The organism is uncultured Bacteroides sp. (assembly GCF_910585845.1).
Classification (GTDB): domain Bacteria; phylum Bacteroidota; class Bacteroidia; order Bacteroidales; family Bacteroidaceae; genus Bacteroides.
In genome coordinates this window covers 1-23,198 of sequence record NZ_CAJUHF010000037.1, presented here as the reverse complement: position 1 = coordinate 23,198, position 23,198 = coordinate 1, and the positions used below count along the sequence as shown (strand labels likewise).

At 48.2% G+C, this 23,198-nt stretch carries 24 protein-coding genes and 1 pseudogene; 10 read left to right on the top strand and 15 right to left on the bottom strand.

Annotated elements, in window-relative coordinates:
- Positions 1-51: 51 nt before the first annotated feature.
- The 7 genes from QZ323_RS10630 to QZ323_RS10600 form a co-directional block, all read right to left on the bottom strand.
- Positions 52-1,038, bottom strand: a complete 987-nt coding sequence (locus QZ323_RS10630) for a PhoH family protein (RefSeq protein WP_294634659.1) — start codon at positions 1,036-1,038, stop codon at positions 52-54.
- A gap of 9 nt (positions 1,039-1,047) precedes the next feature.
- The gene (locus QZ323_RS10625; protein WP_294634658.1) at positions 1,048-1,773 is read right to left on the bottom strand and encodes a M23 family metallopeptidase; all 726 of its coding nucleotides are present in this window, start codon (positions 1,771-1,773) and stop codon (positions 1,048-1,050) included.
- 72 nt (positions 1,774-1,845) lie between these two features.
- Entirely contained in the window at positions 1,846-2,511 is a 666-nt protein-coding gene (locus tag QZ323_RS10620; RefSeq protein WP_294634657.1) for a phenylalanine--tRNA ligase beta subunit-related protein, read from the bottom strand.
- A 73-nt stretch (positions 2,512-2,584) separates the two neighbouring features.
- A complete protein-coding gene (locus QZ323_RS10615; protein ID WP_294634655.1) occupies positions 2,585-3,769 on the bottom strand; it encodes a hypothetical protein in 1,185 nt (394 codons plus the stop codon).
- 127 nt (positions 3,770-3,896) lie between these two features.
- Complete coding sequence (gene pgeF, locus QZ323_RS10610; RefSeq protein WP_294634653.1) at positions 3,897-4,706, bottom strand: peptidoglycan editing factor PgeF; 810 nt, start codon at positions 4,704-4,706, stop codon at positions 3,897-3,899.
- 4 nt (positions 4,707-4,710) lie between these two features.
- Positions 4,711-5,874: a GTPase ObgE gene (gene obgE, locus QZ323_RS10605; protein WP_294634651.1), complete on the bottom strand. Its 1,164-nt coding sequence runs from the start codon at positions 5,872-5,874 to the stop codon at positions 4,711-4,713.
- Between the two features lie 42 nt (positions 5,875-5,916).
- Positions 5,917-6,045 carry a hypothetical protein gene (locus tag QZ323_RS10600; protein ID WP_294634650.1) on the bottom strand — a complete coding sequence of 43 codons (129 nt, stop codon included), beginning with the start codon at positions 6,043-6,045 and terminating at the stop codon, positions 5,917-5,919.
- A gap of 257 nt (positions 6,046-6,302) precedes the next feature.
- Here QZ323_RS10600 and QZ323_RS10595 point away from each other — a divergent pair, with 257 nt between their 5' ends.
- Positions 6,303-6,512 carry a hypothetical protein gene (locus QZ323_RS10595; protein ID WP_294634649.1) on the top strand — a complete coding sequence of 70 codons (210 nt, stop codon included), beginning with the start codon at positions 6,303-6,305 and terminating at the stop codon, positions 6,510-6,512.
- Between the two features lie 58 nt (positions 6,513-6,570).
- Here the strand turns inward: QZ323_RS10595 and QZ323_RS10590 are convergent, their stop codons facing one another.
- Genes QZ323_RS10590 through QZ323_RS10580 form a run of 3 tightly spaced genes read right to left on the bottom strand, consistent with a single transcriptional unit; the run spans position 6,571 to position 9,295 of the window.
- Entirely contained in the window at positions 6,571-7,143 is a 573-nt protein-coding gene (locus QZ323_RS10590) for an adenylate kinase (protein WP_294634648.1), read from the bottom strand.
- Between the two features lie 32 nt (positions 7,144-7,175).
- Positions 7,176-7,712 (bottom strand): hypoxanthine phosphoribosyltransferase, encoded by a 537-nt coding sequence (gene hpt, locus QZ323_RS10585; protein WP_294634646.1) that lies wholly within the window; start codon positions 7,710-7,712, stop codon positions 7,176-7,178.
- A gap of 44 nt (positions 7,713-7,756) precedes the next feature.
- Complete coding sequence (locus QZ323_RS10580; RefSeq protein WP_294634645.1) at positions 7,757-9,295, bottom strand: peptide MFS transporter; 1,539 nt, start codon at positions 9,293-9,295, stop codon at positions 7,757-7,759.
- Positions 9,296-9,677: 382 nt separating this feature from the next.
- Here QZ323_RS10580 and QZ323_RS10575 point away from each other — a divergent pair, with 382 nt between their 5' ends.
- A complete protein-coding gene (locus tag QZ323_RS10575; RefSeq protein ID WP_294634644.1) occupies positions 9,678-9,875 on the top strand; it encodes a hypothetical protein in 198 nt (65 codons plus the stop codon).
- Positions 9,876-10,103: 228 nt separating this feature from the next.
- Here the strand turns inward: QZ323_RS10575 and QZ323_RS10570 are convergent, their stop codons facing one another.
- Positions 10,104-11,405, bottom strand: coding sequence for a glycosyl hydrolase family 28 protein (locus QZ323_RS10570; RefSeq protein WP_294634642.1), 1,302 nt, complete (start codon positions 11,403-11,405; stop codon positions 10,104-10,106).
- Between the two features lie 298 nt (positions 11,406-11,703).
- On the opposite strand from QZ323_RS10570, the gene QZ323_RS10565 reads away from it, so the two are divergent.
- The gene (locus QZ323_RS10565; protein WP_294634640.1) at positions 11,704-13,215 is read left to right on the top strand and encodes an NAD(P)H-hydrate dehydratase; all 1,512 of its coding nucleotides are present in this window, start codon (positions 11,704-11,706) and stop codon (positions 13,213-13,215) included.
- Positions 13,216-13,241: 26 nt separating this feature from the next.
- On the opposite strand, the gene QZ323_RS10560 is transcribed toward QZ323_RS10565, so the two are convergent.
- A complete protein-coding gene (locus QZ323_RS10560; protein WP_294634673.1) occupies positions 13,242-13,877 on the bottom strand; it encodes a DUF5715 family protein in 636 nt (211 codons plus the stop codon).
- Between the two features lie 185 nt (positions 13,878-14,062).
- On the opposite strand from QZ323_RS10560, the gene truA reads away from it, so the two are divergent.
- The 4 genes from truA to QZ323_RS10540 all read left to right on the top strand — a co-directional run bounded on the left by truA (position 14,063) and on the right by QZ323_RS10540 (position 17,609).
- The gene (gene truA, locus QZ323_RS10555) at positions 14,063-14,818 is read left to right on the top strand and encodes a tRNA pseudouridine(38-40) synthase TruA (protein WP_294634639.1); all 756 of its coding nucleotides are present in this window, start codon (positions 14,063-14,065) and stop codon (positions 14,816-14,818) included.
- 69 nt (positions 14,819-14,887) lie between these two features.
- On the top strand, positions 14,888-15,784 hold the full coding sequence (locus tag QZ323_RS10550) for a DMT family transporter (RefSeq protein WP_294634638.1): 897 nt from the start codon (positions 14,888-14,890) through the stop codon (positions 15,782-15,784).
- Positions 15,785-16,020: 236 nt separating this feature from the next.
- Complete coding sequence (locus tag QZ323_RS10545; protein ID WP_294634637.1) at positions 16,021-16,671, top strand: DUF3256 family protein; 651 nt, start codon at positions 16,021-16,023, stop codon at positions 16,669-16,671.
- 56 nt (positions 16,672-16,727) lie between these two features.
- Complete coding sequence (locus QZ323_RS10540) at positions 16,728-17,609, top strand: DMT family transporter (protein WP_294634636.1); 882 nt, start codon at positions 16,728-16,730, stop codon at positions 17,607-17,609.
- Positions 17,610-18,159: 550 nt separating this feature from the next.
- Here the strand turns inward: QZ323_RS10540 and QZ323_RS10535 are convergent.
- The 3 genes and pseudogenes from QZ323_RS10535 to QZ323_RS10525 form a co-directional block, all read right to left on the bottom strand.
- A pseudogene (locus QZ323_RS10535) lies at positions 18,160-18,731 on the bottom strand (ORF6N domain-containing protein).
- Positions 18,713-19,330: a hypothetical protein gene (locus QZ323_RS10530; protein WP_294634635.1), complete on the bottom strand. Its 618-nt coding sequence runs from the start codon at positions 19,328-19,330 to the stop codon at positions 18,713-18,715. Before QZ323_RS10530 ends, QZ323_RS10535 begins: the two are co-directional and overlap by 19 nt.
- 172 nt (positions 19,331-19,502) lie before the next feature.
- Positions 19,503-20,237 carry a DUF4595 domain-containing protein gene (locus tag QZ323_RS10525; RefSeq protein WP_294634634.1) on the bottom strand — a complete coding sequence of 245 codons (735 nt, stop codon included), beginning with the start codon at positions 20,235-20,237 and terminating at the stop codon, positions 19,503-19,505.
- Between the two features lie 813 nt (positions 20,238-21,050).
- Here QZ323_RS10525 and QZ323_RS10520 point away from each other — a divergent pair.
- The 3 genes from QZ323_RS10520 to QZ323_RS10510 all read left to right on the top strand — a co-directional run bounded on the left by QZ323_RS10520 (position 21,051) and on the right by QZ323_RS10510 (position 23,147).
- Complete coding sequence (locus QZ323_RS10520) at positions 21,051-22,283, top strand: site-specific integrase (protein WP_005797050.1); 1,233 nt, start codon at positions 21,051-21,053, stop codon at positions 22,281-22,283.
- Positions 22,284-22,300: 17 nt separating this feature from the next.
- A complete protein-coding gene (locus QZ323_RS10515; RefSeq protein ID WP_005797051.1) occupies positions 22,301-22,693 on the top strand; it encodes a hypothetical protein in 393 nt (130 codons plus the stop codon).
- A 292-nt stretch (positions 22,694-22,985) separates the two neighbouring features.
- Complete coding sequence (locus tag QZ323_RS10510; RefSeq protein ID WP_153837236.1) at positions 22,986-23,147, top strand: hypothetical protein; 162 nt, start codon at positions 22,986-22,988, stop codon at positions 23,145-23,147.
- Positions 23,148-23,198 lie beyond the last annotated feature (51 nt).

Sequence of the window (23,198 nt, the reverse complement as noted above, 5' to 3'; positions counted from 1 at the left end):
TAATATATGTGTTTATTGGTTGAATATTCTTGTAGTGAGGGAGGGCACGCATTATCTGCGTGCCATTGCCTCTTCCTTTCTTTTCTCCCGTTCCGCTTTTGCTTCCTTCTCGAACTTCTCGTAGGCCTCGACAATTTGGGTAACCAGCTTGTGGCGGACGATGTCTTTTTTGTTCAATTCCACAAAACTGATACCTTTTACGCCTTTCAAGATACGGAGTGCCTGTACCAGACCGGAAGTCTGGGAAGCAGGCAGGTCAATCTGAGTCATGTCGCCCGTGACAATCATTTTGGTGTTCATACCCATACGGGTGAGGAACATCTTGATCTGTTGGGTAGTGGTATTCTGCGCTTCGTCTAGGATGACTACGGCATCATTCAGCGTACGTCCTCGCATGAAGGCGAGAGGGGCAATCTGGATGATGTTCAGTTCCATGTACTCTTTCAGTTTGGCGGCAGGTATCATGTCCTGCAGGGCGTCGTAGAGAGGTTGCAGATACGGGTCTATTTTATCCTTCATGTCGCCGGGCAGGAAGCCGAGTTTCTCTCCGGCTTCTACGGCGGGTCGGCTGAGGATGATTTTCTTGATTTCCTTGTTCTTTAGGGCACGCACGGCCAGCGCGATGGCGGTATAGGTTTTTCCGGAGCCGGCAGGGCCGATGGCGAACACCATGTCGTTCTTGGAGAAAGCCTCTACCAGCTTCTGTTGGTTCTCGCTACGCGGGATGATCGGTTTTCCCGTGACGCTGAACACGATGACATTGCCCGATTTCTCAGCTTGCGGGGCATTACCCCTGATGATGTCTATGATGACTTCCTCTTTCAGAGAGTTGTATTCTGCACAATATTTTTCCAGCTTGGTGATGTTTTCCTCGAATGCGCACATTTCTTCTTCATCACCCAGCACTTTGATGACATTACCGCGTGCCACGATACGCAGTTTGGGGTGCAAAGCCTTTATCAACTGCATATTTGCGTTGTTTACGCCGTAAAAGATGACCGGGTCGATGTCTTCAAGAACAATCAGTTTTTCTATCATTGATATGTTTTAAAGTTCAATTTGCTCTTTTAGTGAAACGTTTTGCAAAAATAATGAAAGGTTTGGACACTTAAGCCGTTCCATCAGGTATTTTTTTTGCCAAGGCTCCAGATAGATGGTCGGTAGTGGCCTGACGGTGATGCCGTGTTCATGTTTGGAGCATTCCAAACGTAGCTTGTTCAGGGTCTGCAGTTTCATGTCGAAGACCAGGTTCGGGTCGAAATGTTGTCCGTTGACGCGGGTTTCGAAGTGCAGGTGTTCGGTTGTGGCACGTCCGGTGCGTCCGGTCAGGGCAATGGCTTGTCCGGCACGGACAGTATCGCCGCTATGGACCAAGTTCTTGACGTTGTGGCTGTAGACGGTTTCCAGCCCGAATCCGTGGCGTACGACGATGACATTGCCGTAGGCGCTGTAGTGTTTTGCCATCCGCACGACACCATCGAAGGCACAACGTATCGTATCTCGGGCACGTGTTTTGATGTCGATGCCGCTGTGTCCTCGCCTGCCACGTTGTCCGTAGGGCGAGATGATTTTGCCGCCGGGTAGGGGGAAAGCGTATGCCGTGTCCGATATCTCGTGCAGGGGCAGTATGATTGAGTTGTCTGTTTGGAAGAGCCCTGGAGTGGTTACACGTACATGGTTTGTTTCCATGACAGAGAAAGCGGTCCTCTTTTTCTGTGCTGTGATGTCCAAGGCGATAAATAGTAAGAAGATAAATGTAAGATGGGCTTTCATTTATTTACAGTATCGTTTCATTTTACCAGCAGGTATTGTTTCCTGTTTACCAGCAGGTATTGTTTCATTTTATTATTCAAAGTATTGTATCGTTCCACCGATGGCGGAAGCATATTTCACCAATAGTTCCAGAATCATCTCGGCAGCCTCTTTCAGTCCTTCCTGTCCGTTATATCCATTGACAATAGCAAGGATGTGGCGGGTATGGAGATCCATCTTGGTACGCTCATTGTCGCTGGTAGGGGTACCGATACCTCCGATGCGGTCGCGGTAGACGGGGAGTCCCTCAATATTGAGTACACCGCGTCCGATGCCTTCAAAAGGTTCGTCGGTGCGTCCGATACCGAGTTCAAGGCTGGTTCCTTCTATCTTGTCTGCATCGAAGCCACCGATGGAGTGTCCGGTGCGGAGGGAGACGAGGTTGATAAGGTCCACCAATGTGTCTATCTGATAAAGCTCCAGTCCACGTAGCAGGCGTCGGCGAAGGGCTTCGGCAGAGGGACGATAACGGCTGGGGTCTTTGCCGCAACGTTTGTAGGCTTCACGTGTGGCAGCAATGACGGGCTGGTTTTTGATGCTGTCCGTGGTGTCGTGGGCTTTTAAATCTTGGGTGAATGCGGCAATCTCCTGCCATAAGCCTTCGTTGTAAGTGCTGTTTGTCACTTCTGCAAATACGGCGGCACCACGGTATTCGGGGCAATGTCGTTTGATTTCTTCGGAAAGGGTGATGTTATACATTTGGAGTTTATGGAGTTTTTAAATTCTTGAGTTTGATGGTTTGATTAACATATAAATAGATGTCCTTATGTGATTAATTCTTGTCTTGCTGTTCGGACAACACCTTTTGAATGAGTTGTTTGACATCTTCTTTGCTTTTGAAAGCAGCCGGGTAAGTGTGGAATATGTTATACTCATTTATGAACACATCGAATGGTATCGTTTCCTCTTTCGGGTTAGCGACTTTCCAGTACAATTCTGTACGACGCTTGATTTCTGGTTCAAATTCTTTGGGTATAAGTCCGTCAATTCCCCATGCTGCTACATGATTGTATAAAGGAGCATCGTAGATAAGTCCATCGGCTACATCCTGCCATTTCCGGTTTTTGATAAATAGGGCACTACCTCCGGCTACACCGTTGAAGGCCGTTTCTCCATAAGGATTGTTCTGCAAGTCGATGCCGAACGGACGGCAGTTCATCAATTCGAATGCTGCGTCCCAAGTACCTTTTCCCGTCATCGGAAAGTTTTGTCCGTCAAATAGCCTATAGTCAAACCAATTCATCAGGACTATCTTGACACGTTCTTCTCCGAAAGTTTGTTTCATCCACCATCCTTGAGTTCTGTAATCTCTGTTCCATCTCCTGAAGAACTGTGAGTGGTTGATGGCATGTGGCTGGCTGGTTATGACCAAAGCTTTTCGTTTTCCGTTCAGTGGTGTCTGGCGGGCGTACATCTCGGCGAAGTGGGTGCACATCAAGCTGTCGCGATCGTTTACTTCGGGTGAGTGCCAAAACTTCTTGTAATCTTCCGTTGTGCGGATTTCTTCCCATGAGAATTTGCAATCAGTCAGTCCGAGGCGGATTTTATTGGAAGATGTCCGATTGATGTCATAGAGACCTTTGAGGAACTTGATGCGATTGTACTTTTCCCATAGCGGGTAGAAAGTCTCGCTTTTCCGGTAATAGGTGTACAGGCTCTCTATGAAATCTTTTTCCGTAGGGTAAGTTCCTTGTAACAGTTGGTTTACTTCTTCGGTCATGTTGTTGGAGCCTACTTCGGTATAGATGTACCCTATGCGTTCGGCAAAGCGGGGATCGGCGAGTACGTCCAAATAAAAGTCGTATTGTACGGTGTCACGATGGTCGCGTTCGCCCAGCACAATGATGTCCGATTGCTCAAAAAGTTTGAATATGTATTCTTTGGGTGATATACCGTTTTTTGTTGCGTATGCATGCAATGCCTTTATAGAAGGTGTGGATGGTTCTTGTGCTTTCAATGTAAAAGTACATAAAGCAAAAGAAATAAGCAGGAATAAGATTCTTATAATAGACATATTGCTTATGGTTTAAATGATTTATGCTTTCGTTTGGAATGTTGCAAAATAATAAGATTATCTTTCATAATCAAGGATGAGCGATCTTTTCTTTCATCATGATTCCGCTCAGTATTCTCCCCGACCGTATCCCCATTCTGCGTGCCGAAAAGAAATCCTCGTACTGGTTGTAAGTGCAGATGCCCGCTGTCTCCACTTGCTCCGAAGGTACGCCGAAGTCTTGTAGTTGCATACGGTTGGCGGCCCAGAGGTCGATGTGGTGTTTGTGGGTAGCGGGATTCCATTCGGAAATGTATTCCATAGGGAAGCCCTGCTCGCGGAAGGCTTCATAGACTTCTTCGCCCACTTCGAAAGCTGGTAGGGAGATGCCGGGACCAATGACGGCAGTCACGTTCCTTCCGTCCGTACCGTAGAGGGCGCGCATATGTTCCAGCGTGTGCAGGACGATGCGACTGACGGTACCGCGCCAACCGGCATGGATGGCGGCAACGGTGCGGTGTTGCTTATCATATAATAATATAGGTATACAGTCGGCAGTGGAGATGCAGAGGCAGATATCTGGTTCGCAGGTTATCAGGGCGTCGATGCCTTGCAACATTATCTGGCGTTCTTCTTCAGAGGCTTGGAGGTAGGTGATGTCGATGATGAGGGCATCTGTACCGTGGGTTTGGTAGGGGATGACGAGCTCGCGGGGATGCTGAGGCAGGGCACCGCAAAGTATCTTCTGATTGCGGCGTACATGCTCAGTGATATCCCCAGTATAGGACGTACAGTTCAGCGAGGCATAGGCCCCTTGGCTGCACCCGCCGTGGCGGGTGGTGCTGAAGGCTGTAACGTCGGCAGGCAGGCTGGTGTATAGAAGGATAGGGTTGGTATTCATGATATTATTTCTCTTCCCAATCCTCCTCTTCGTATTCGAAGTCTTCCAGGTCTTCCACGTCGTCCTCTTCCACGTATTCGTAGCTGAGGTCTTCGTCTTCGCCCATCTCTTTCAGTTCCTCTTGAAGCCTGCTCACGTCTTTCGGGCGATGGACGATTGCTTCTATCTTGTTGCTCTCCTTATTCAACTCTTCCCACAGTATGTCTTTCAGCGCAGAAAGTCCCATGCCGGTGATGGAAGAAATGAAGATGTGCGGAATACCTTGAGGCAATGTCGGCTCAATCTCATCCATCAGTTCTTGGTCCAGCATGTCGCTCTTGGTGATGGCGAGTACCCGTTGCTTGTCCAGCATTTCGGGGTTGAACGTGCTTAGCTCGTTCAGCAGGATTTCGTATTCCTTGCGGATGTCGTCGCTGTCGGCGGGCACCATGAAGAGCAACAAAGAGTTACGCTCGATGTGGCGCAGGAAGCGCAATCCGAGACCTTTGCCGGCACTGGCACCCTCGATGATACCGGGGATGTCTGCCATGACGAATGATTTCCCTTCCCGATAGGAGACAATGCCCAGATTGGGCTCCAGCGTGGTGAAAGGGTAGTTGGCGATTTTGGGCTTGGCAGCAGATACGGAAGCCAGCAGGGTTGATTTCCCTGCATTGGGGAAACCTACCAGTCCGACGTCGGCAAGCAGTTTCAGTTCCATGATGACGGTCATCTCCTGCATCGGTTCGCCCGGCTGTGCGAAGCGGGGAGCCTGTCGGGTGGCGGTCTTGAAGTGCCAGTTGCCCAGTCCGCCGCGCCCGCCTTTCAGGAGGATGACTTCCTGTTCGTGTTCGGTGACGTCACAGAGGTATTCGCCTGTTTCGGCGTTATAAACCACTGTGCCGCAGGGCACCTCGATCACTTTGTCCGCTCCGTCCTTGCCGAAGCTACGGTTCTTTGAACCTGATTCACCATGTCCAGCCAGTGCGTGACGGTCATACTTCAGGTGGAGCAGTGTCCAGTAATTGCGGTTACCGCGCAGGATGATGTGTCCTCCACGTCCTCCGTCGCCGCCGTCAGGACCTCCGTTGGGCATGTACTTCTCGCGACGCATGTGTGTGGAACCTCGTCCGCCCTTACCGGAGCGGCAGTATATCTTTACGTAGTCTACAAAATTAGATTCGGCCATATATGTGATTTATAATTTATGATTTATGATTAGTGAATTCCATTATACTACTTTCCATTCGCCTATCGTACGGGTAGTGCTCTCTATCTTATCCACGTACACGCAATCCAGCGTACGTATCTGTTCGAAATTCTGTAACCTTATCGGGTATCGTATGCAGTCTTCTAACATCGTCGAAAAGCGGTTCAATGGTTAAGTAGGCAAATTTACGTATAAATCCCGATTTATAGGCTGTTGTCGGCAAGAAAATCTTAAAATCACCCTTGTCTTTATGTGAATGGGCAGAGATATTACCTTGTCGTGCTTACATATGTGGATAGGCTATGTTATCTTTGCGGAAGATGATAGAATCAATCTATAGGATATTTATATAATGAGCTGGACGGGCTGGGAACGTTCTACCTCGTGGGCGGAGCAAACGGGCAGGGGTGGATACCCCAGAGGAGGTGTCGGCGCGGCAGTTTACGGAGGTACGTGTGCGCTTCATACCCGAATACAGGTGTGCGCAGAACCGGAAGGTGACGGGACGCACCCTCGTTTCTAAGGACATAAATTGGGTGGAGATGAAGCCGAAGGAGGGAGGGGATGGTACACGGACGACACTGATGAAGCGGATGACCACAGATTTTTCTCCGTAAACCGATGGAAATAAATCTGTGGTCATCTATTAAATCAGTGGCATCCGTGTGCCGTAGTTTATTTCACTTTGTCAATCGCCGTGCAGATCTCTCCGGTGATGGTTTCCAGGTCTCCCAAGCCGTTGATGTGGGCGTAGAGGCCTTCGCTCTTGTACCAGTCGATGAGCGGTGCGGTCTGTGAATGATAAACGACGAGACGTTTCTTGATGGTCTCTTCGTTGTCGTCGGCACGGCCGGACTGTTGTCCGCGCTTGATGAGGCGTGTCATCAGTTCCTCTTCGGGCACCTCGAGGTCGAGCATCACGCTTACTGCCTGATTACGTTCGGCAAGCATCTTTTTCAGGGCTTCTGCTTGGGCGATGGTACGGGGGAAACCGTCGAAGATGACGCCTTTGCTGTCCTTAAAGCTGTCGAATACGCTGGCCAGGATGTCGATCATCAGTTCGTCGGGGATCAGTTGGCCTTGGTCGATGTAGCCTTTGGCGGTCTTGCCCAGTTCGGTACCGTTCTTGATTTCTGCACGGAGCACATCGCCGGTAGAGATGTGGTTGAGACCGTACTTTTCTACTATTCTATCACTTTGTGTTCCCTTGCCTGAGCCGGGAGCACCGAAAATTACAATGTTCAGCATTTTTAAGATTTATGATTTATAAATATATGATTTTATTCCACTACTGTATAGATGTCCGGATAGTTCCTTCCAAACCCGTCGTAGTCCAGTCCGTAGCCCACGATGAAGTCGTTGGGGATCTTCATGGCTACGTATTCGATGTTCAGGTCCACCTTCAGTTTGTCCGGTTTCACCAGCAGGGAGGCGATGTGTATCTCCTTCGGGTTACGTGTGCCGAGGGTTTCAATCAGGCGTTGCATGGTGAGACCCGTGTCCACGATGTCTTCCACGATGACTACCGTGCGGTCCGTCAGGTCCTCGTTGATGCCGATCACCTCTTTGATGACTCCTGTGGACGACACGCCCTGGTAGGACGCCAGCTTGACGAAAGAGATTTCACAAGGGATGGTGATGCGTTTCATCAGGTCGGCGGTGAACATGAACGAACCGTTCAGCACGCTGAGGAAGAGAGGGTTCTTTCCTGCCAAGTCACGATTGATTTCATTGGCCACGCGGGTCACTTCTTTCAGAATGTCCTGCTCGCAGATGGAGACAGTGAACGTCTTGTCTTTTATCTGTATGGTATCCATAGATGGAATGTTTTTATTAGAAAATTGAGGCAAAAATACGATTTTTATTCCACTCCGTGCATCATCTGCTGCAATTTCTTTGAGAGCAGGAAGAGGATGAGCGAGGCGGCGCCGGACATGATGACGAATACCATAAAGAAGTCGAACATGTCCTCAATGGGGTATCCGAGCAGGGTCTTCGTTTTTCCGGCTTCGGGATAAAGGCCGCCCAGGATGCCTGCAAACTTATTGGCCGTAGAGGTAGACAGATACCAGATGCCCATCATCAGTGAGGCGAAGCGCACGGGGGTGAGTTTGTTCACCATCGAGAGTCCGATAGGCGAGAGGGCTATCTCTCCCATCGTATGGATGAAGTAGAGTCCCGTCAGCCAGAGCAGGCTAACTTTGACGCCCGGCTGCACATCTTTCACGCCGAAGCAGATGACCAGATAGCCCAGCGAGAGCAACAGCAGTCCGATGGCTTGCTTGGTAGGCGAGGAGGGTTCCATGCCGCGCTTGTTCAGGGCACCCCACACGCCGGGCATGATGGCGGCGAGGGTAACGACGAAGAAGGGGTTGAAGGACTGTATCCACGATGCAGGCATCTCCCAGCCGAACAGCACACGGTCGGTCTGTTCGGAGGCGAAGAGGGTGAGCGAGGCGCCCGCCTGTTCGTATGCCGCCCAGAAGAAGATGACGAAGAAAGCGATGATGTAGATGACGAAGATACGGTCGCGTTCTATCTTGCTCAGCGAACCATCCAGCAGGATGCTGGCGGGGAACACGATGCAGGCGGTGAAGATGCCGATGCTGACCCAGTCGTTGCCGAAGCACGAGTAGAAGAATGCGGCAAGGGCGATGGTCAGTGCGCCGAGGAGCAGGTTGTTGCGCAGTCTTTTCTCTTTGCCGGTGGTGGTCTTCGGGGATGTCCGGTCTGCTTGGGGCTGGCAGCGCTTGGCGTCGGGGATGATGCCTAACTGCTGTCCGTCGGGACCGATCAGATACTTGTTTTTCTGTGTCTCAAATAGGATGACTGTGAATACGGTGACGATTGCCGCAATCAGGAATCCCCACTTGAAGTCACTCGGATTGCCCGTTTCGCCGAAGTAGCCGCAGACCAGCGGGGCGAAGAAGGAGCCGACGTTGACGCCCATATAGAATATGGTATAGGCAGAGTCCAGACGCTTGTCTCCCGGTTCGTAGAGTTGTCCGACCAGTGAGGAGACCGTCGGCTTGAAGCATCCGTTGCCTAAGATCAGAAAGGTGAGTCCACCGTACATCAACCCGTGGGATAGCTCGGTGCTGTCGAGCATGGAGGCGCTGAAGAACATCAGGAATTGCCCTACCGCCATCATCATGGCGCCCCAGAAGACCGAACGCCGGATGCCCCAGTACTTGTCGGCGATGTATCCGCCGATGAGTGGTGTCAGATAGACCAGGCCGGTGTAGCTGCCGTAGATGGAGGCGGCATGTTCCTTGTCGAACAGGAGTGCCTGGGTGAGGAAGAGGATGAAGATGGCACGCATGCCGTAGTAGCTGAAACGTTCGGCGGTGCTGGTGGCGAAGATGAGGTAAAGACCTTTGGGATGTCGGGATGTGCTCATAAGAAAATGCGTTATGTTAATGATTTAAGTTCCGCAAGCCCGACTCCTTAGCTTGTAAGGGCTCAGCTGACAAGTTTGCAAGGAGGAAAGTGCAGGTTATAACTTTTCTCTTTATGACAGACAAGCTTTTTTCTCTTGTTGCTTAAGCTTAAGCTTTTTTCCTTTATTATTTAAGCTTTTTTCTCTTGTCATTTAAGCCTTTTTCCCCTGTCATTTTCCTTTTCCCCTTTTTCCCTTGTCGTTTCGTCTCCTCGTTCCTTCGTATCCTGCGAAAGTTGAGCTTGCGAAACTTGAGTTAATGATGACTTTTTGTTCCCGCCGTCCGCAGTGGGCCGTCGGCCTGTGGCGGCGGTGCAATGCGGTGCAAAAATAGGGATTATTTTTGAGAAACGGGCCGGACAGGCTTGGGAAAATGGCTCCCGGCGGCGGAGGCGCATGCCTTCCACGGGAGGGATGCGTGCTTCCGGAAAGAGAAATGCGTGCTTCCGGCAGCGGAGGCGCATGCTCCTCGCAGCGTACGGGCGTGGCATTCCTTGCCATCTATAACGCGCCCCGGAAAACGCTTTTTAACATCCGTTGACATTACGGGGCCACTCTGCCTTCGCTCTGCAGCCATTGTGCCGCCATTGTGTCGCCACTCCTTAGGAACGGAGTCACACTGGAGGCAGAGCGAAGACAGAGCGGTCGGAAAATGGCAAAAAAAATAATTTTTCCGTTAGCGTTTTTTAACCGGTTCTCGTGAACCCGTTTTTCGCGGTTCCGTATTCCGTGGTGCCTTTCTCTCGTTTCCCGTCCCCGTTGCAGGGTGTCACCGTGGGCTTACTTTTACGTTCTTCCACTCGAAGCCCGCTACGGTCGTCTTGTCGCACTTGGTGTCTTTCGCGCGTACATCCAGGTTCTCGAAGGTGAAGTCCTTCAGCTGATACTGCTCGGAGGGGTTGACGTCGTAGAAGACGTCGCAGTCGAACTTAATGTTCCGCATGGTCACATTGTTAGAATAAGACATCGGGATATCCGTGCGCCCCTTCAGGTCGAAGAACTGCGTCCAGGGCTTGACGTAGAGCAGGCTTCGCGCATCTCCCGTGATGTCTTCCACGAGGATGTATTCATAATGCTGCGGCGTGTCCGGTCTCATCTTCAGCCACAGCAGGCGGCTGGCGTTGCTGATTTTGCAGCGGCGCAGGATGATGTTGCGGTTGTGTATGGACTCGCTTCCGCACGTCAGGCCGCTGTGGCAGAAACCATACGTGCAGTCCTCGATGATGATATTGGTGTTGCTGCCGTTGCCTGGGTCTTTGTCGGCCCACGGACCCTTGCCCCCTTTCAGGGCGACGGCATCATCGTTGACGGACATGTAGCAGTCCTTTATCAACACGTTGTTGCAGACGTCCACGTCGACGGCATCGCTGCTCGGCGCCTTCACCGGGGCGGAAGGAGCAAAGATGTGAAGCCCTAACAGCTTGACGTTGTTACAGCGGTAGAGGTGCGTGGTCCAGAAAGGCGAGTTGATGAGGTGGACGCCCGAAAGCTGCACGTCGTTACTGTTGGAGATAAAGACAAGGCGCGGGCGAAGCTCGTCCATATTGGTGCATTTGGGGATGACCTTGCGGCGCAGCCAGAACGACTTCCAGTAGCGCAGGCCGTTGCCGTTGATGGTTCCCTTGCCGGAGAGGGTGAAACCGTCCACCTTGTCGGCATTGATGAGCGCAGCGAAGTACTTCAGGTTTTGCCCCTCGATGCGGGTGTCGAGAATCGGGAAATTGCTGATGTCGTCGCTTCCCTTCAGCACGGCACCCTCCAGCAAGTGCAGGTGAGTCTTCGGCTTGAAGAAAAGTGCGCCTGTCAGATAGGTGCCTTTCGGAACGAGGATGACACCGCCGCCGTCCCGTGCGGCCCGGTCGATGACAGCCTGTATCTTCTCCGTTTGCAGGATGGTGCTGTCGTTCACTACGCCATAGTCGGCAAGGTTGTACTTGTTCCCTAATGCCTCAATGGAAACAATCTTAGTGTCTCTGAACCATTCCGGAATAGGAGTTCCGTCGGGAAATTTCTCTTGTCCGAAAGCGGACAGGCTGAACAGTGCGGTAAGCAGGATAGCAATGAATTTCATAGCTTAAAAAATAAATTAAAATAATCAAACATTGAACAAAGTGCAAACATAAGCAATTTAGAGGAATGACGGATCGATAAGTATGATTTTTCCTCTATTGAAAATGATTTTTTATCAGGAATCGAAGATTTATCCCAACCGCTTCCACTCTGTAACTTTTCCTGTCCTTTCTTGCGTATTTCTGCAAAACAATCTACTTTTGTTACGAGAATCCTCCGTACGTGCCGTTCGCCGCAAGGTATGCCGATAGAAGACCAGGAGGAAGAGCATTTAAATATATAATATTGAAGATTCAGACATGAAAATATTCCCTACCTCAAGCATCAAAGAACTGGATGCTTATACCATAGAGAATGAAACGATTGACTCCATCGACCTGATGGAACGTGCCTCACAAGCCCTGGCGGACGCCATTGCCGAACGTTGGGAGGAGGAAACCCCGTTCACCGTGTTTGCCGGACCGGGAAACAACGGTGGAGACGCGTTGGCCCTCTCACGCCTGCTGGCGGAACGCGGCTACCGGCTGGCCGTCTATCTGTTCAACATCAAAGGAGAACTCTCCCCCGATTGTGCAACGAACAAAGACCGTCTTCTCGAACAAGGAAAAGTGGACTTCCACGAAGTGACCTCGCAATTCGTCCCGCCTGTGCTGACGGAAGAGTCGGTAGTAGTGGACGGACTCTTCGGCAGCGGGCTCAACAAGCCGTTGAGCGGTGGTTTTGCCGCAGTAGTGAAGTACATTAATGCCTCGCCCGCGCAGGTAGTCTCCATCGACATCCCTTCGGGACTGATGGGCGAAGAGAATACATATAATATACGGGCACACATCGTCCGCGCCGATGTAACGCTCAGCCTGCAACTGCCCAAGCTGGCTTTCTTCTTTGCCGAGAACCAGGAGTTCGTGGGCGAGTGGGACTTGCTGGACATCGGCCTGAGCGAAGAGGCCATAGAAGAAGTCGGTACGGACTATCAGCTGCTGGAGCGTGAAGACATGCACTATCTGCTGAAGACGCGCAAGAAGTTTGCACATAAGGGAGACTTCGGCCGCGCCCTGCTCGTTGCCGGTTCGCAAGGAATGGCGGGAGCCTCCATCCTGGCGGCAAGGGCCTGCCTGCGTTCCGGAGTGGGGCTGCTGACGGTGCATGTGCCCTATTGCAACAATCCGATTATGCAGACCGCCGTTCCGGAAGCAATGACGGACATAGACCCCAGCGATACCTGCTTTGCCTGTTCGGTGGATGCCGATGATTATCAGGCTGTAGGCATCGGTCCTGGTTTGGGCAGGGCAGGAGAGACCGAGACTGCCGTGCTGGAACAGATAGACATCTGCCAGACGCCCATGGTGCTGGATGCCGATGCACTGAACGCACTGGCGGAACATCGCAACTACATCAGCCGCCTGCCTGAAGGAAGCATACTGACGCCCCATCCCAAAGAGCTGGAACGCCTCGTAGGCAAATGCCATGACTCATACGAACGTCTCGTGAAAGCCTGCGAACTGGCACGGACGGCAGGAGTGTATATCGTTCTGAAAGGTGCCTATTCTGCCATTGTCACCCCGCAGGGTAAATGTCACTTCAATACCACAGGCAATCCCGGCATGGCGACGGGAGGCAGTGGTGATGTGCTGACGGGCGTCCTTCTTGCCTTGCTGGCACAGGGATATACGCCGGAAGATGCAGCCTGTCTCGGCACCTATGTGCATGGGCTTGCCGGAGATATCGCCGCCAAGAAACAGGGTATGGTCGGAATGACGGCAGGAGACATCGTGAACTGCCTGCCGCTGGCATGGAGGATGATGGAGGAGTAACGCGCAGTTCCCGCGTTGCTTTTTCCTTAGTTTTCTCTTGTTGTGATGTGGAAACAACCTTGTTTCAGTTCATACTTGATGTAGCACTTCTCGGTTTTCCGCAGGTCGCGCAGCACTTCCGAGAGCACCAGTTTCAGTGTGTCGGCACTGACGTCCTGTAGCGGTCTTCCGTCTTCATCTTCCACTTTCTGGAAACGTTTCCAGCTGACATCGAATGTCGTCCCGTAGAAATGCGCGGAGTTTTCTGAAGCGTTCACGTTGCGGCGGCGCAGGCGCTTCACGTCGTCTTTCGTGCGGAGTACGGAGGTCACGATCACTTTGTTCGGATTCAGCCCCTTCGACGCGAGCGAGTCAAGGAAGTTGTTCCCGATGCTGTCCAGCAGACGCGCGGCACCCGGGATCAGGTAGGGGATGGAATGTGTCAGTGAATCTACTTGGTAAAGGTCGTTGGTCTCTATGTGTTGCAGCTTCTTCTTCATGCTCTCCGCTTCCGTGCGCGAGGCGATAGGGGAGATGCCGATGGTCTGGGCGATGTTCAGATGTTTTTCGTTCAGGTCGCCGAACGAGCGTTTGTAGCTGATTACCCCTTTGATGTTTCTCGGTTCGTTCAGTTTGAGGGACATATCTTTCTTCTTACAGCCGGTAAGGCACGCTCCGGTCATGAATACGGTAAGAATCAGGAGTGGAATTTTGTTGTAAATCTGTTGCATGATGCCATGAAAATATATTTAGTGGATGCGCAAAGTTAGAAATAAAAAACGGATTCCGGAAGCGCCTGCCTCAATCCTGTATGCAGTTTTCATTTTTTCTCCGTATCTTTGCCGCCTGAAAAACGAAATAAAAAAGCATGCAACGATATTTCATTTATTTAGCTTACGATGGGACCGCTTATCACGGATGGCAAATACAACCTAATGGCGACAGCGTGCAGGAATGCCTGATGCGTGCGCTCGCCACTTTGTTGCGGCGTGAAGTAGACGTGGTAGGGGCAGGTCGGACTGATGCCGGTGTACATGCTTCCCTGATGGTGGCACACTTTGACAGTGAGGAGACGCTGGATACACATTTCGTCGCCGACAAGCTGAACCGGCTTCTTCCGCCGGACATTTCCGTCTATCGCCTTCGTGTGGTGAAGCCCGATGCACATGCGCGTTTTGATGCAGTTTCCCGTACCTATAAATATTATGTGACTACCGCCAAGTCTCCTTTCAACCGCCAATACCGTTGCCGCCTTTTTCGGCAGCCGGACTTTGAACGGATGAATGAAGCCGCCCGCACGCTGTTCGATTATACGGACTTCACCAGTTTCAGCAAGCTGCACACTGACGTGAAGACCAACAACTGCCGCATGATGCATGCCGCTTGGACACAGGTGGACGAAGTGACCTGGGTGTTTACCATCCGTGCCGACCGTTTTCTGCGCAACATGGTTCGCGCCGTAGTGGGCACTCTGCTCGAAGTGGGGCGCGGCAAACTCTCGGTAGAGGGCTTCCGCCGTGTGATCGAACAGAAAGACCGTTGCAAGGCGGGTACTTCCGTTCCCGGAAATGCCCTGTTCCTGGTGGATATCTCCTATCCGGAAGAACTGTTCGACACCGAATGAATGTAGGTTGTCAATAGTCATAAGTTATAATTCATAATTCAAAATTCATAATTCACAATTCAAAAATCCATGTGGTTATTACTCGCTTTTCTTTCAGCCACTCTGTTGGGCTTTTACGATGCGTTTAAGAAGAAATCGCTGCGCGACAATGCCGTGCTTCCCGTACTGTTCTTGAATACGGTGTTTTCGAGTCTGGTGTTTCTTCCTTTCATACTTGTTTCGGCTTATACTCTTGTGCTTGATGGGACGATGTTCCATGTGCCTGTAGTGGGATGGGATGTGCATAAATACATCATTGTCAAGTCTTTCATAGTCCTTTCCTCCTGGATATTCGGTTACTTTGGCATGAAGCATCTTCCGCTGACCATTGTCGGGCCTATCAATGCCACCCGTCCGGTGATGGTGCTGGTAGGTGCCATGCTGATATTCGGCGAACGGTTGAACCTGTATCAGTGGATCGGAGTCCTGCTTGCCGTGCTTTCGTTATTTATGCTGAGCCGTTCGGGCAAGAAAGAGGGTATCGACTTCAAGCATAACAAGTGGATATTCTTCATCGTGCTTGCCGCCGTCACCGGTGCCGTCAGCGGACTATATGACAAATACCTGATGAAGCACCTCAACCCGATGGTGGTACAGTCGTGGTATAATGTCTATCAGGTGTTCATCATGTGCCCCATCATCCTGCTGCTGTGGTATCCCAAGCGCAAGGAGAGTACTCCTTTCCGTTGGGACTGGACTATCATCCTGATATCCGTCTTCCTTAGTGCCGCCGACTTTGCTTATTTTTATGCTTTGAGTTACGAAGATTCCATGATTTCCATCGTCTCTATGGTTCGCCGTGGCAGTGTGGTGGTCTCCTTCCTCTTCGGCGCGTTGTTCTTCCACGAAAAGAACCTGAAGAGCAAGGCTGTGGATCTTATTCTGGTCCTGATTGGTATGTTCTTCCTCTATTTGGGAAGCAAGTAAATCGTATTAAAGTAACAGGTAAGTCTTGTTCAAAGAATGAGAAAGTCTTGTTAAGGAAATGAGTAAGTCCTGTTTAGGGAATAAGTAAGTAAAAAAACTAAATATTCCTTTTGACAGGTAATCTTTTTAAGGAACAATTTGTATTTTTGTTGATGAATCCGGCGACAGTCATTCCTGATTCAGGTATCCCGGAAGAGTGTGTACAACAACGTAATTACGAATAACAGAAAACTGATATGATGAAGAAATTGACAATGTGCTTGTGTCTGGTTTGCATTTGGATGTGTTCCTTGCAAGCCCAAGAAGCTAAAACATGTTTCATAAATATGTCCGACAGCCTCAGTCCGCTGCTTACTTCCGTGAATCGTGCCGATTGCATCGACTTCTTGGAGAGCAAGATGAAAGCCGAAGTGACCAACCGTTTCGAGGGTAAATCGGAAATGACTGCATTCTCTTCCGATTACATCTCCATGCAGGTGACTCCCCAAAGTTCCTGGCAGATGAAGTTGCTTGCCACGAGTGACACCACGAAATTGATCTGCGTCGTATCCACTGCTTGCGCTCCCGCGTGCGACAGTAGTGTACGTTTCTACACCACCGACTGGAAGGAGCTTCCCGCCTCCTCTTACCTGACCCTTCCCGTGTCGGACGATTTTCTGGATTTGCCCGATTCCTTGCAGAGCTATGAGGTGAGGGATGCTGCCGAACAGGCGGACATGTTGCTGATGAAAGCCGTTCTGTCTGCAGAAAACGACTCATTGGTCTTCACCTTCACCACGCCGGACTACATGGACAAGGAAGCAGCTGCAAAGTTGAAGCCCTATCTTCGCCGCCCCGTTGTGTACGTCTGGAAGGGAAACGGTTACGAACGTTCGGCAAGTCACTAAGCCGCTAAACCGTACGTCATCACGGGCAAGCGTATTGTCCTTTTTACCATATACGTATGAATACGAATAAAAACTATATCTATCATCTGATAGCCATTCTTGTGGTGGGTGTCTGGGGACTGACGTTTATCTCCACGAAAATCCTGATCGGGCACGGCCTTTCTCCGCAAGAGATATTTCTGCTCCGTTTCTCTATAGCCTACCTGGGCATTTGGATACTCTTTCCCCGCCGACTCTTTGCGGACAGTTGGCGCGATGAATTCTGGCTGTTTCTGGGAGGTATTACGGGCGGTTCGTTTTATTTCCTTACGGAGAACATGGCATTGGAGATCACCTTGGCAACGAATGTTTCGTTCATCGTCAGTACGGCACCTCTGCTTACCACCATCCTTTCTCTGATGGTATATAAGAAGGAGAAGGCTTCCCGCAGCTTGATAGGCGGTTCGTTGTTGGCGTTGGTGGGGGTGGCACTGGTGGTGTATAACGGTAGTTTTGTGCTGAAGATTTCTCCTTTGGGTGATTTCCTTACTTTGCTTGCTGCTTTGTCGTGGGCATTCTATAGCCTGATCATGAAGGAGATGTCCGGTCGTTATGGCACGTTTTTTATTACCCGTAAGATTTTCTTCTATGGCATACTGACCATTCTTCCTGCCTTTGCAGTTCATCCTTGGCACTTCGATATGCATCAAATCCTGCAACCGGCTGTCTGGGTAAATTTGCTTTTCCTTGGTGTACTGGCATCTTTGATCTGTTTCGCAGTCTGGAATTTGGTTTTGAAACAGCTGGGCACGGTCAGAGCATCCAATTACATTTATCTTAATCCGCTTTTCACGTTGATAGGTTCCGCCTTTTTATTGGGTGAACGGTTGACTGCAGTGGCAGTTGTGGGTGCTGTATGTATATTGGGTGGTGTGTATTTGGCAGGGAAAAGAAGATAGTAACTGCCTTACTTCTAATATTTCTGTGGATATAGCCTTACAAGTCAGATTCAATTTGCTGTCAAGAGTCTCAAAAGTCTCAAGAATTGTTACATGCTCGTTCTTTTGTAGTTGGCAGAGATAGACAGCATTGTGGTGCAGAAAATACATCAGTTTCAGTACCCTGTTTTTGTACGTTCAGCTCTTTCAGCTTCCGCTATGATATGGCTTATAGTTGTTTAGGCTGAAACTAAGGTCTGAATGAATTTTTGCTTTCAGGAAAGAGCCGTTTTTCTACGATTTAGCTAAAACTTCATTTGCGGCAATGGTTGCTGATGTTGCCGTATTATTTTCACCGCCCTTATCCAAGTAGATAACAGAGAGACATGCAATATCTATCCATAGCTTGATAGAATCGGTAAACTTTATCAGTCCTTCTGTTTACTTTCCCTTATAGCTTTCTTATGCTACTATGCAATGATTCTTCCTAATTGTTAGATATGCTCCATGTCTTTTTACCTACGTGGAAGTATTACAGTTTTTATAAAATCTTGCGTTTGACAGAATCAGATTATTCGTCATGCTGTATAAATCCGATTCTTCTGCGTGGCTTTTCTTCCAATTTCTTCTTGGCTTGTAGTTCAGCCAATGTCTGATTGATGAGTTCTAACTGCATTCGTGTATCATCATTAATGTCGTTGTAATCAGCGAACACTTCTTCTATGTAGTCTTTCAACTCTTTCATTTCATTCTGCAACTCTGTTAGTTGGTCTGTTTTAGGCAATGCAATCATTTGGCGAACAGCGACAAAAGCACGCATAATGCCCATATTGATTTGAATGGCAGTTTTGGAGTTCAACACGCTACTTAACATGGCTACCCCTAATTCTGTGAATGCATAAGGGTTACGCCTAACTCTCATCTTGATGGAATTGGAAGTCACAAATTGTGACCTTCATTTTTGTGTTTCCTCACTTGTCAGTTGAAACATAAAATCTTCGGGAAAACGGTCTATATTACGTTTAACGGCTTGATTCAATGCTTTTGTTGCACTCCGTACATTTCTGCCAAATCACGGTCGAGCATTACTTTCTGACTTCTGATTTCATATATTTTGTCTTGAATTACTTGTAATTGTTCCATTGATTAAATCTTTCCAATAATCTGATTTGTGTATCTATAAAATATAGATTGTTGTCAATTCCATACAGTACATTATTGGGTACGGCATCAAAAATTATATAACGGTCATTGTGGTATTCATCGTAATAATCCGTTTCAAAGCCGAGCGACTGCATGTAAGTAGCTATTTCTGTTTCTGTAGCTTCCCGTTCTGCCTTGATATAGGGTTGGGTAAGTACTGCGCAAAATTCCTGTTGGCTGTTATAAGCAAAGCCTACCAATTGGTAAGGTACATTTGAAAAGAACCTGTTGTGTGCATTGATGCGGATAAAGAAATTTTCCAAATCATCGCCTGCGTACTCAAAGTTATTCAGTTTATAAATGGTGGCTTCTCCATTATAGAACACTTCATTTTCACCACCCCTATCCAAGTAGATAACGGAAAGACATGCAATATCTATCCATAGCTTGTTAGAATCGGCAAACTTTATCAGCTCTTCTGTTTGCTTTCCCTTATAGCTTTCTGTAGGTTCAAGCGTTCCTGCTGCTTTTTTGCTTCTTCTAACGATGCCGGCTGCTTGCTCCAAGAGGCTATCGATTGGCGTGTGCGCTCTATCCATTCCTTATGAAATTCGTTGATGTATTCCATTGTCTTAATTTTGATTGGGAGCAAAGTTAGCAATTCTGTTTAGACCGACTATGTTTTTTCTGATATTTTTGAGATAAAGAAAGCCAACTTATCCATTTCAAATAGATAGGTTGACTTTTTGTATTAATTATAGTTTCAAAAGATTATTCCCATTTAAAAAAGTAGATGCATTGATCATAATCTCCTTTTTCATGACAACTTAGCAAATATCCGTCATTATCAAACTTATAAGTGTATTCCATCGTTTCATATTCTGTTGCTTCTCTTTTATATGTTTGTTTATCAGGAAGCTGCGTACAACGACAACCTGCTAATTCGGGGTGCGCATAGAATAAATCCTCTTCATCAATGCCACATTTTTCAATAAAAAGAGGATTGTAACCTTTACAAGTTTTTCCGCTATAAGTAAATTCATAATTATCATTAATTTTTACTATTTTCCCATTTTCCCAAGTAATAGTATATTCTCCTAGATCGGCTGATTGAACTTTTGTCAATTGTTTAGATGAATTATATTCATATTTGGTTATGTATTCATATTTATGAAAAACTATGTTTCTCATTAAATTATTACTTAAAGTACCTGTGTGACTGTTGGGTACAATAATTGTGTTATCTCCCCAAATATATTCGTCTATGTTCGTTTCGTTATAAATGTTATAAATTACCTTACTTAACCTACCTTTAGAATCATAGAAAAAATCCCAAATATCATCAGCTCTATCTCCGTTTCTTATTATTTGTACAAGTTTCTTTTCATTGGTAACAATACCGTCCTCATTTTTGATAGGTTCTTCATCATCATCACCGCAAGAAACAAAATTCACACACATCATTACAGCTAATAAAGCCATTCCAATTAATCTAAATGTTTTCATTTTTGTTTAATTTTAAATTAGTTATTTTAATTGTATCAATTTAAATATGTTTTCTTTAGTAGAACTTACGCTATTATTATAAGAACAATTTTTAATATAGCTTCTGAATAGATAAATCTAATATCTAATTCTTAAGTTAGAATTTAAAACCACTTCATTCTTTAATTCATTAAATTCTTTTTCATTGGATTCTTGAAAATGAATAACTTCCTTTCCATTTATATGCACATTTTGAGATTTTAGAAATTCGTAAACCAAATTTTTTAGATCTAGATAATCTGTTGAGAGGATGTAACTATTACTAATGCATAGTATATAAACCTCATTATCGCATTTGATGTCAACTCTATAATATGTCATAATAATTATTGATTAATTGTATAATATTAAACGTGTCGAATAAATAAGTTCTCATTGTTTGATATAGTCACAAATTTGATAATTCATTAGAACTCTATGATTGTTCTTATTACTAATTCTCACAGAATAGAATATGAACTATTATTATAGTGTTAGGTACTCTCGAAGTCATTAATAATTTCTATAATAAACACATAGCGAAAAAGTAAATTTGGGCAAAGCGTAGCGAATTAGCTGATAGAGCGTTCGTTACGCTTTGTTTTTCTATGGGACAGAGCCAACGAAATACCACCTCGAAGCCAAACGGCGCAGAAGTTCAGTTACCACCTCGTTACTCCCGTAACGGGTGCAAATTTCTTGCTAAAAGGTTCTTTTTCTGCGTTTTGCGTTGATTTACATAGCTGTCGATAACTCACTAAGAACTAATTTTGTAACCAAAAAAAGGAGTGAGTTATGCGAAGTACATTCAAGGTATTATTTTACGTGAAGAAAGGCAGCGAGAAGCCGAACGGCAACCTGCCTCTGATGTGCCGTATCACGGTGGACGGCGAGATTAAACAGTTCAGTTGCAAGATGGACGTTCCCCCACGCTTGTGGGACGTGAAGAACAGCCGTGCTTCGGGCAAGAGCGTCGAAGCGCAGAGAATCAACCTTGCAGTAGATAAAATCCGTGTGGAGGTAAACCGCCGCTATCAAGAGTTAATGCAGACGGACGGTTATGTTACCGCCGCCAAACTCAAAGACGCCTATCTCGGTATCGGCGTCAAGCAGGAAACTTTGCTGAAGCTGTTCGAGCAGCACAACGCCGAGTTCGAGAAGAAAGTCGGGCACAGCAGGGCGCAGGGTACATTTACCCGTTATCGGACGGTCTGCAACCATATTCGGGAGTTCCTGCCCCATACCTACAAGCGTGAGGATATTCCATTAAAGGAACTAAACCTCACGTTCATCAACGACTTCGAGTATTTTCTGCGCACGGAGAAGAAATGCCGCACCAATACCGTGTGGGGCTACATGATTGTGTTGAAACACATCGTTTCCATAGCGAGGAACGACGGGCGTTTGCCCTTTAATCCCTTTGCGGGATATATCAACTCTCCCGAAAGCGTGGACAGGGGCTACCTCACCCAAACGGAGATACAGACGCTCATGGACGCACCGATGAAGAACGCCACCCACGAGCTTGTACGGGACTTGTTCGTCTTTTCTGTTTTCACGGGTTTGGCGTATTCGGACGTGAAGAACCTCACCGCCGACCGCCTGCAAACATTCTTCGACGGCAACCTGTGGATAATCACCCGAAGAAAGAAGACCAACACCGAATCGAACATCCGCCTTTTGGACGTTCCCAAGCGTATCATCGAGAAATACAAGGGGCTGGCAAGGGACGGTCATGTTTTCCCCGTTCCGAGCAACGGCAGTTGTAACAAGATACTCAAAGATATAGGCAGACAATGCGGCTTCAAGGTGCGTTTGACCTACCATGTCGCACGCCACACGAACGCCACGACCGTGCTTCTGTCGCACGGCGTACCCATCGAAACGGTGAGCCGCCTTTTGGGACACACGAACATAAAGACCACCCAAATTTACGCCAAAATCACCGCCCAGAAGATAAGCCAAGACATGGAAACCTTGTCGCACAAGTTGGAGGATATGGAGAAGAATATCTGCCGAGCCATTTAATTAAGAACAGAATACCGATGAAAGAAGAAAGGAACATTATCACGATGGACGGGCAGGGCAATATCTCCCTGCCGAGCGATATAGGCGCAACCGCCATGACCGAGCGAGAAATCTGCGAACTGTTCGGGGTTATCGCCCCGACGGTTCGGGCAGGGATAAAGGCACTCTGCAAAAGCGGAGTTTTGAGTATATATGACATAAAGCGCATTATCCGCATATCGGACAGATACAGCGCGGAGGTTTACAACCTCGAAACGATAGCCGCCCTCGCTTTCCGTATCGAATCGTTCGGGGCGGCGAAAGTCCGCAGGGCATTATTAGAGAGGATTATACACGGGCGAAAAGAGAAAACGACGGTATTCGTGTCGGTTGTTTCGGACGGCAAGCCCAACAGCCGTTGGAAAGCATGATGATATACCAACATATCAACATACCAACATATCAACATGCAAACGTACCAGCATACCAGCATGCAAACATGCAAACCTATCACTATGGTGATATATATTGCAGGTTCAATTCCTCTTTTCAGGGGAAAGCGGAGCAATCATTTCCGTTTACAAAGGCAAAGTAAGCACGGGGCTTTATGTCGGCTAAAAGGTCAGGCGGCTGCGCCGTTTCCCGATAAATCTTCCTCTCGCTTCGCTGCGAGCGTATTTATCGGGAAAACCTTGTATCCGACCGCCCCGTGCAAAAGAGCCTTTGAAAACGGAAACGACCGCCCCGCCGCCCACCACCGACCGAAAGGGAAAAATAATAAGGTGGGGTTATACGGGTAAGCAGGCGGCAGGGACAGCCACCGCCGAAAGGCAGACGGGCAGACGGACGGCACGCCGCAGGGTATTTACGGAGAAAATACCGTAGCTTATTAGGGAATTTTCCGAGCCGCAATACTACGTATCGCTGAAAATTCCC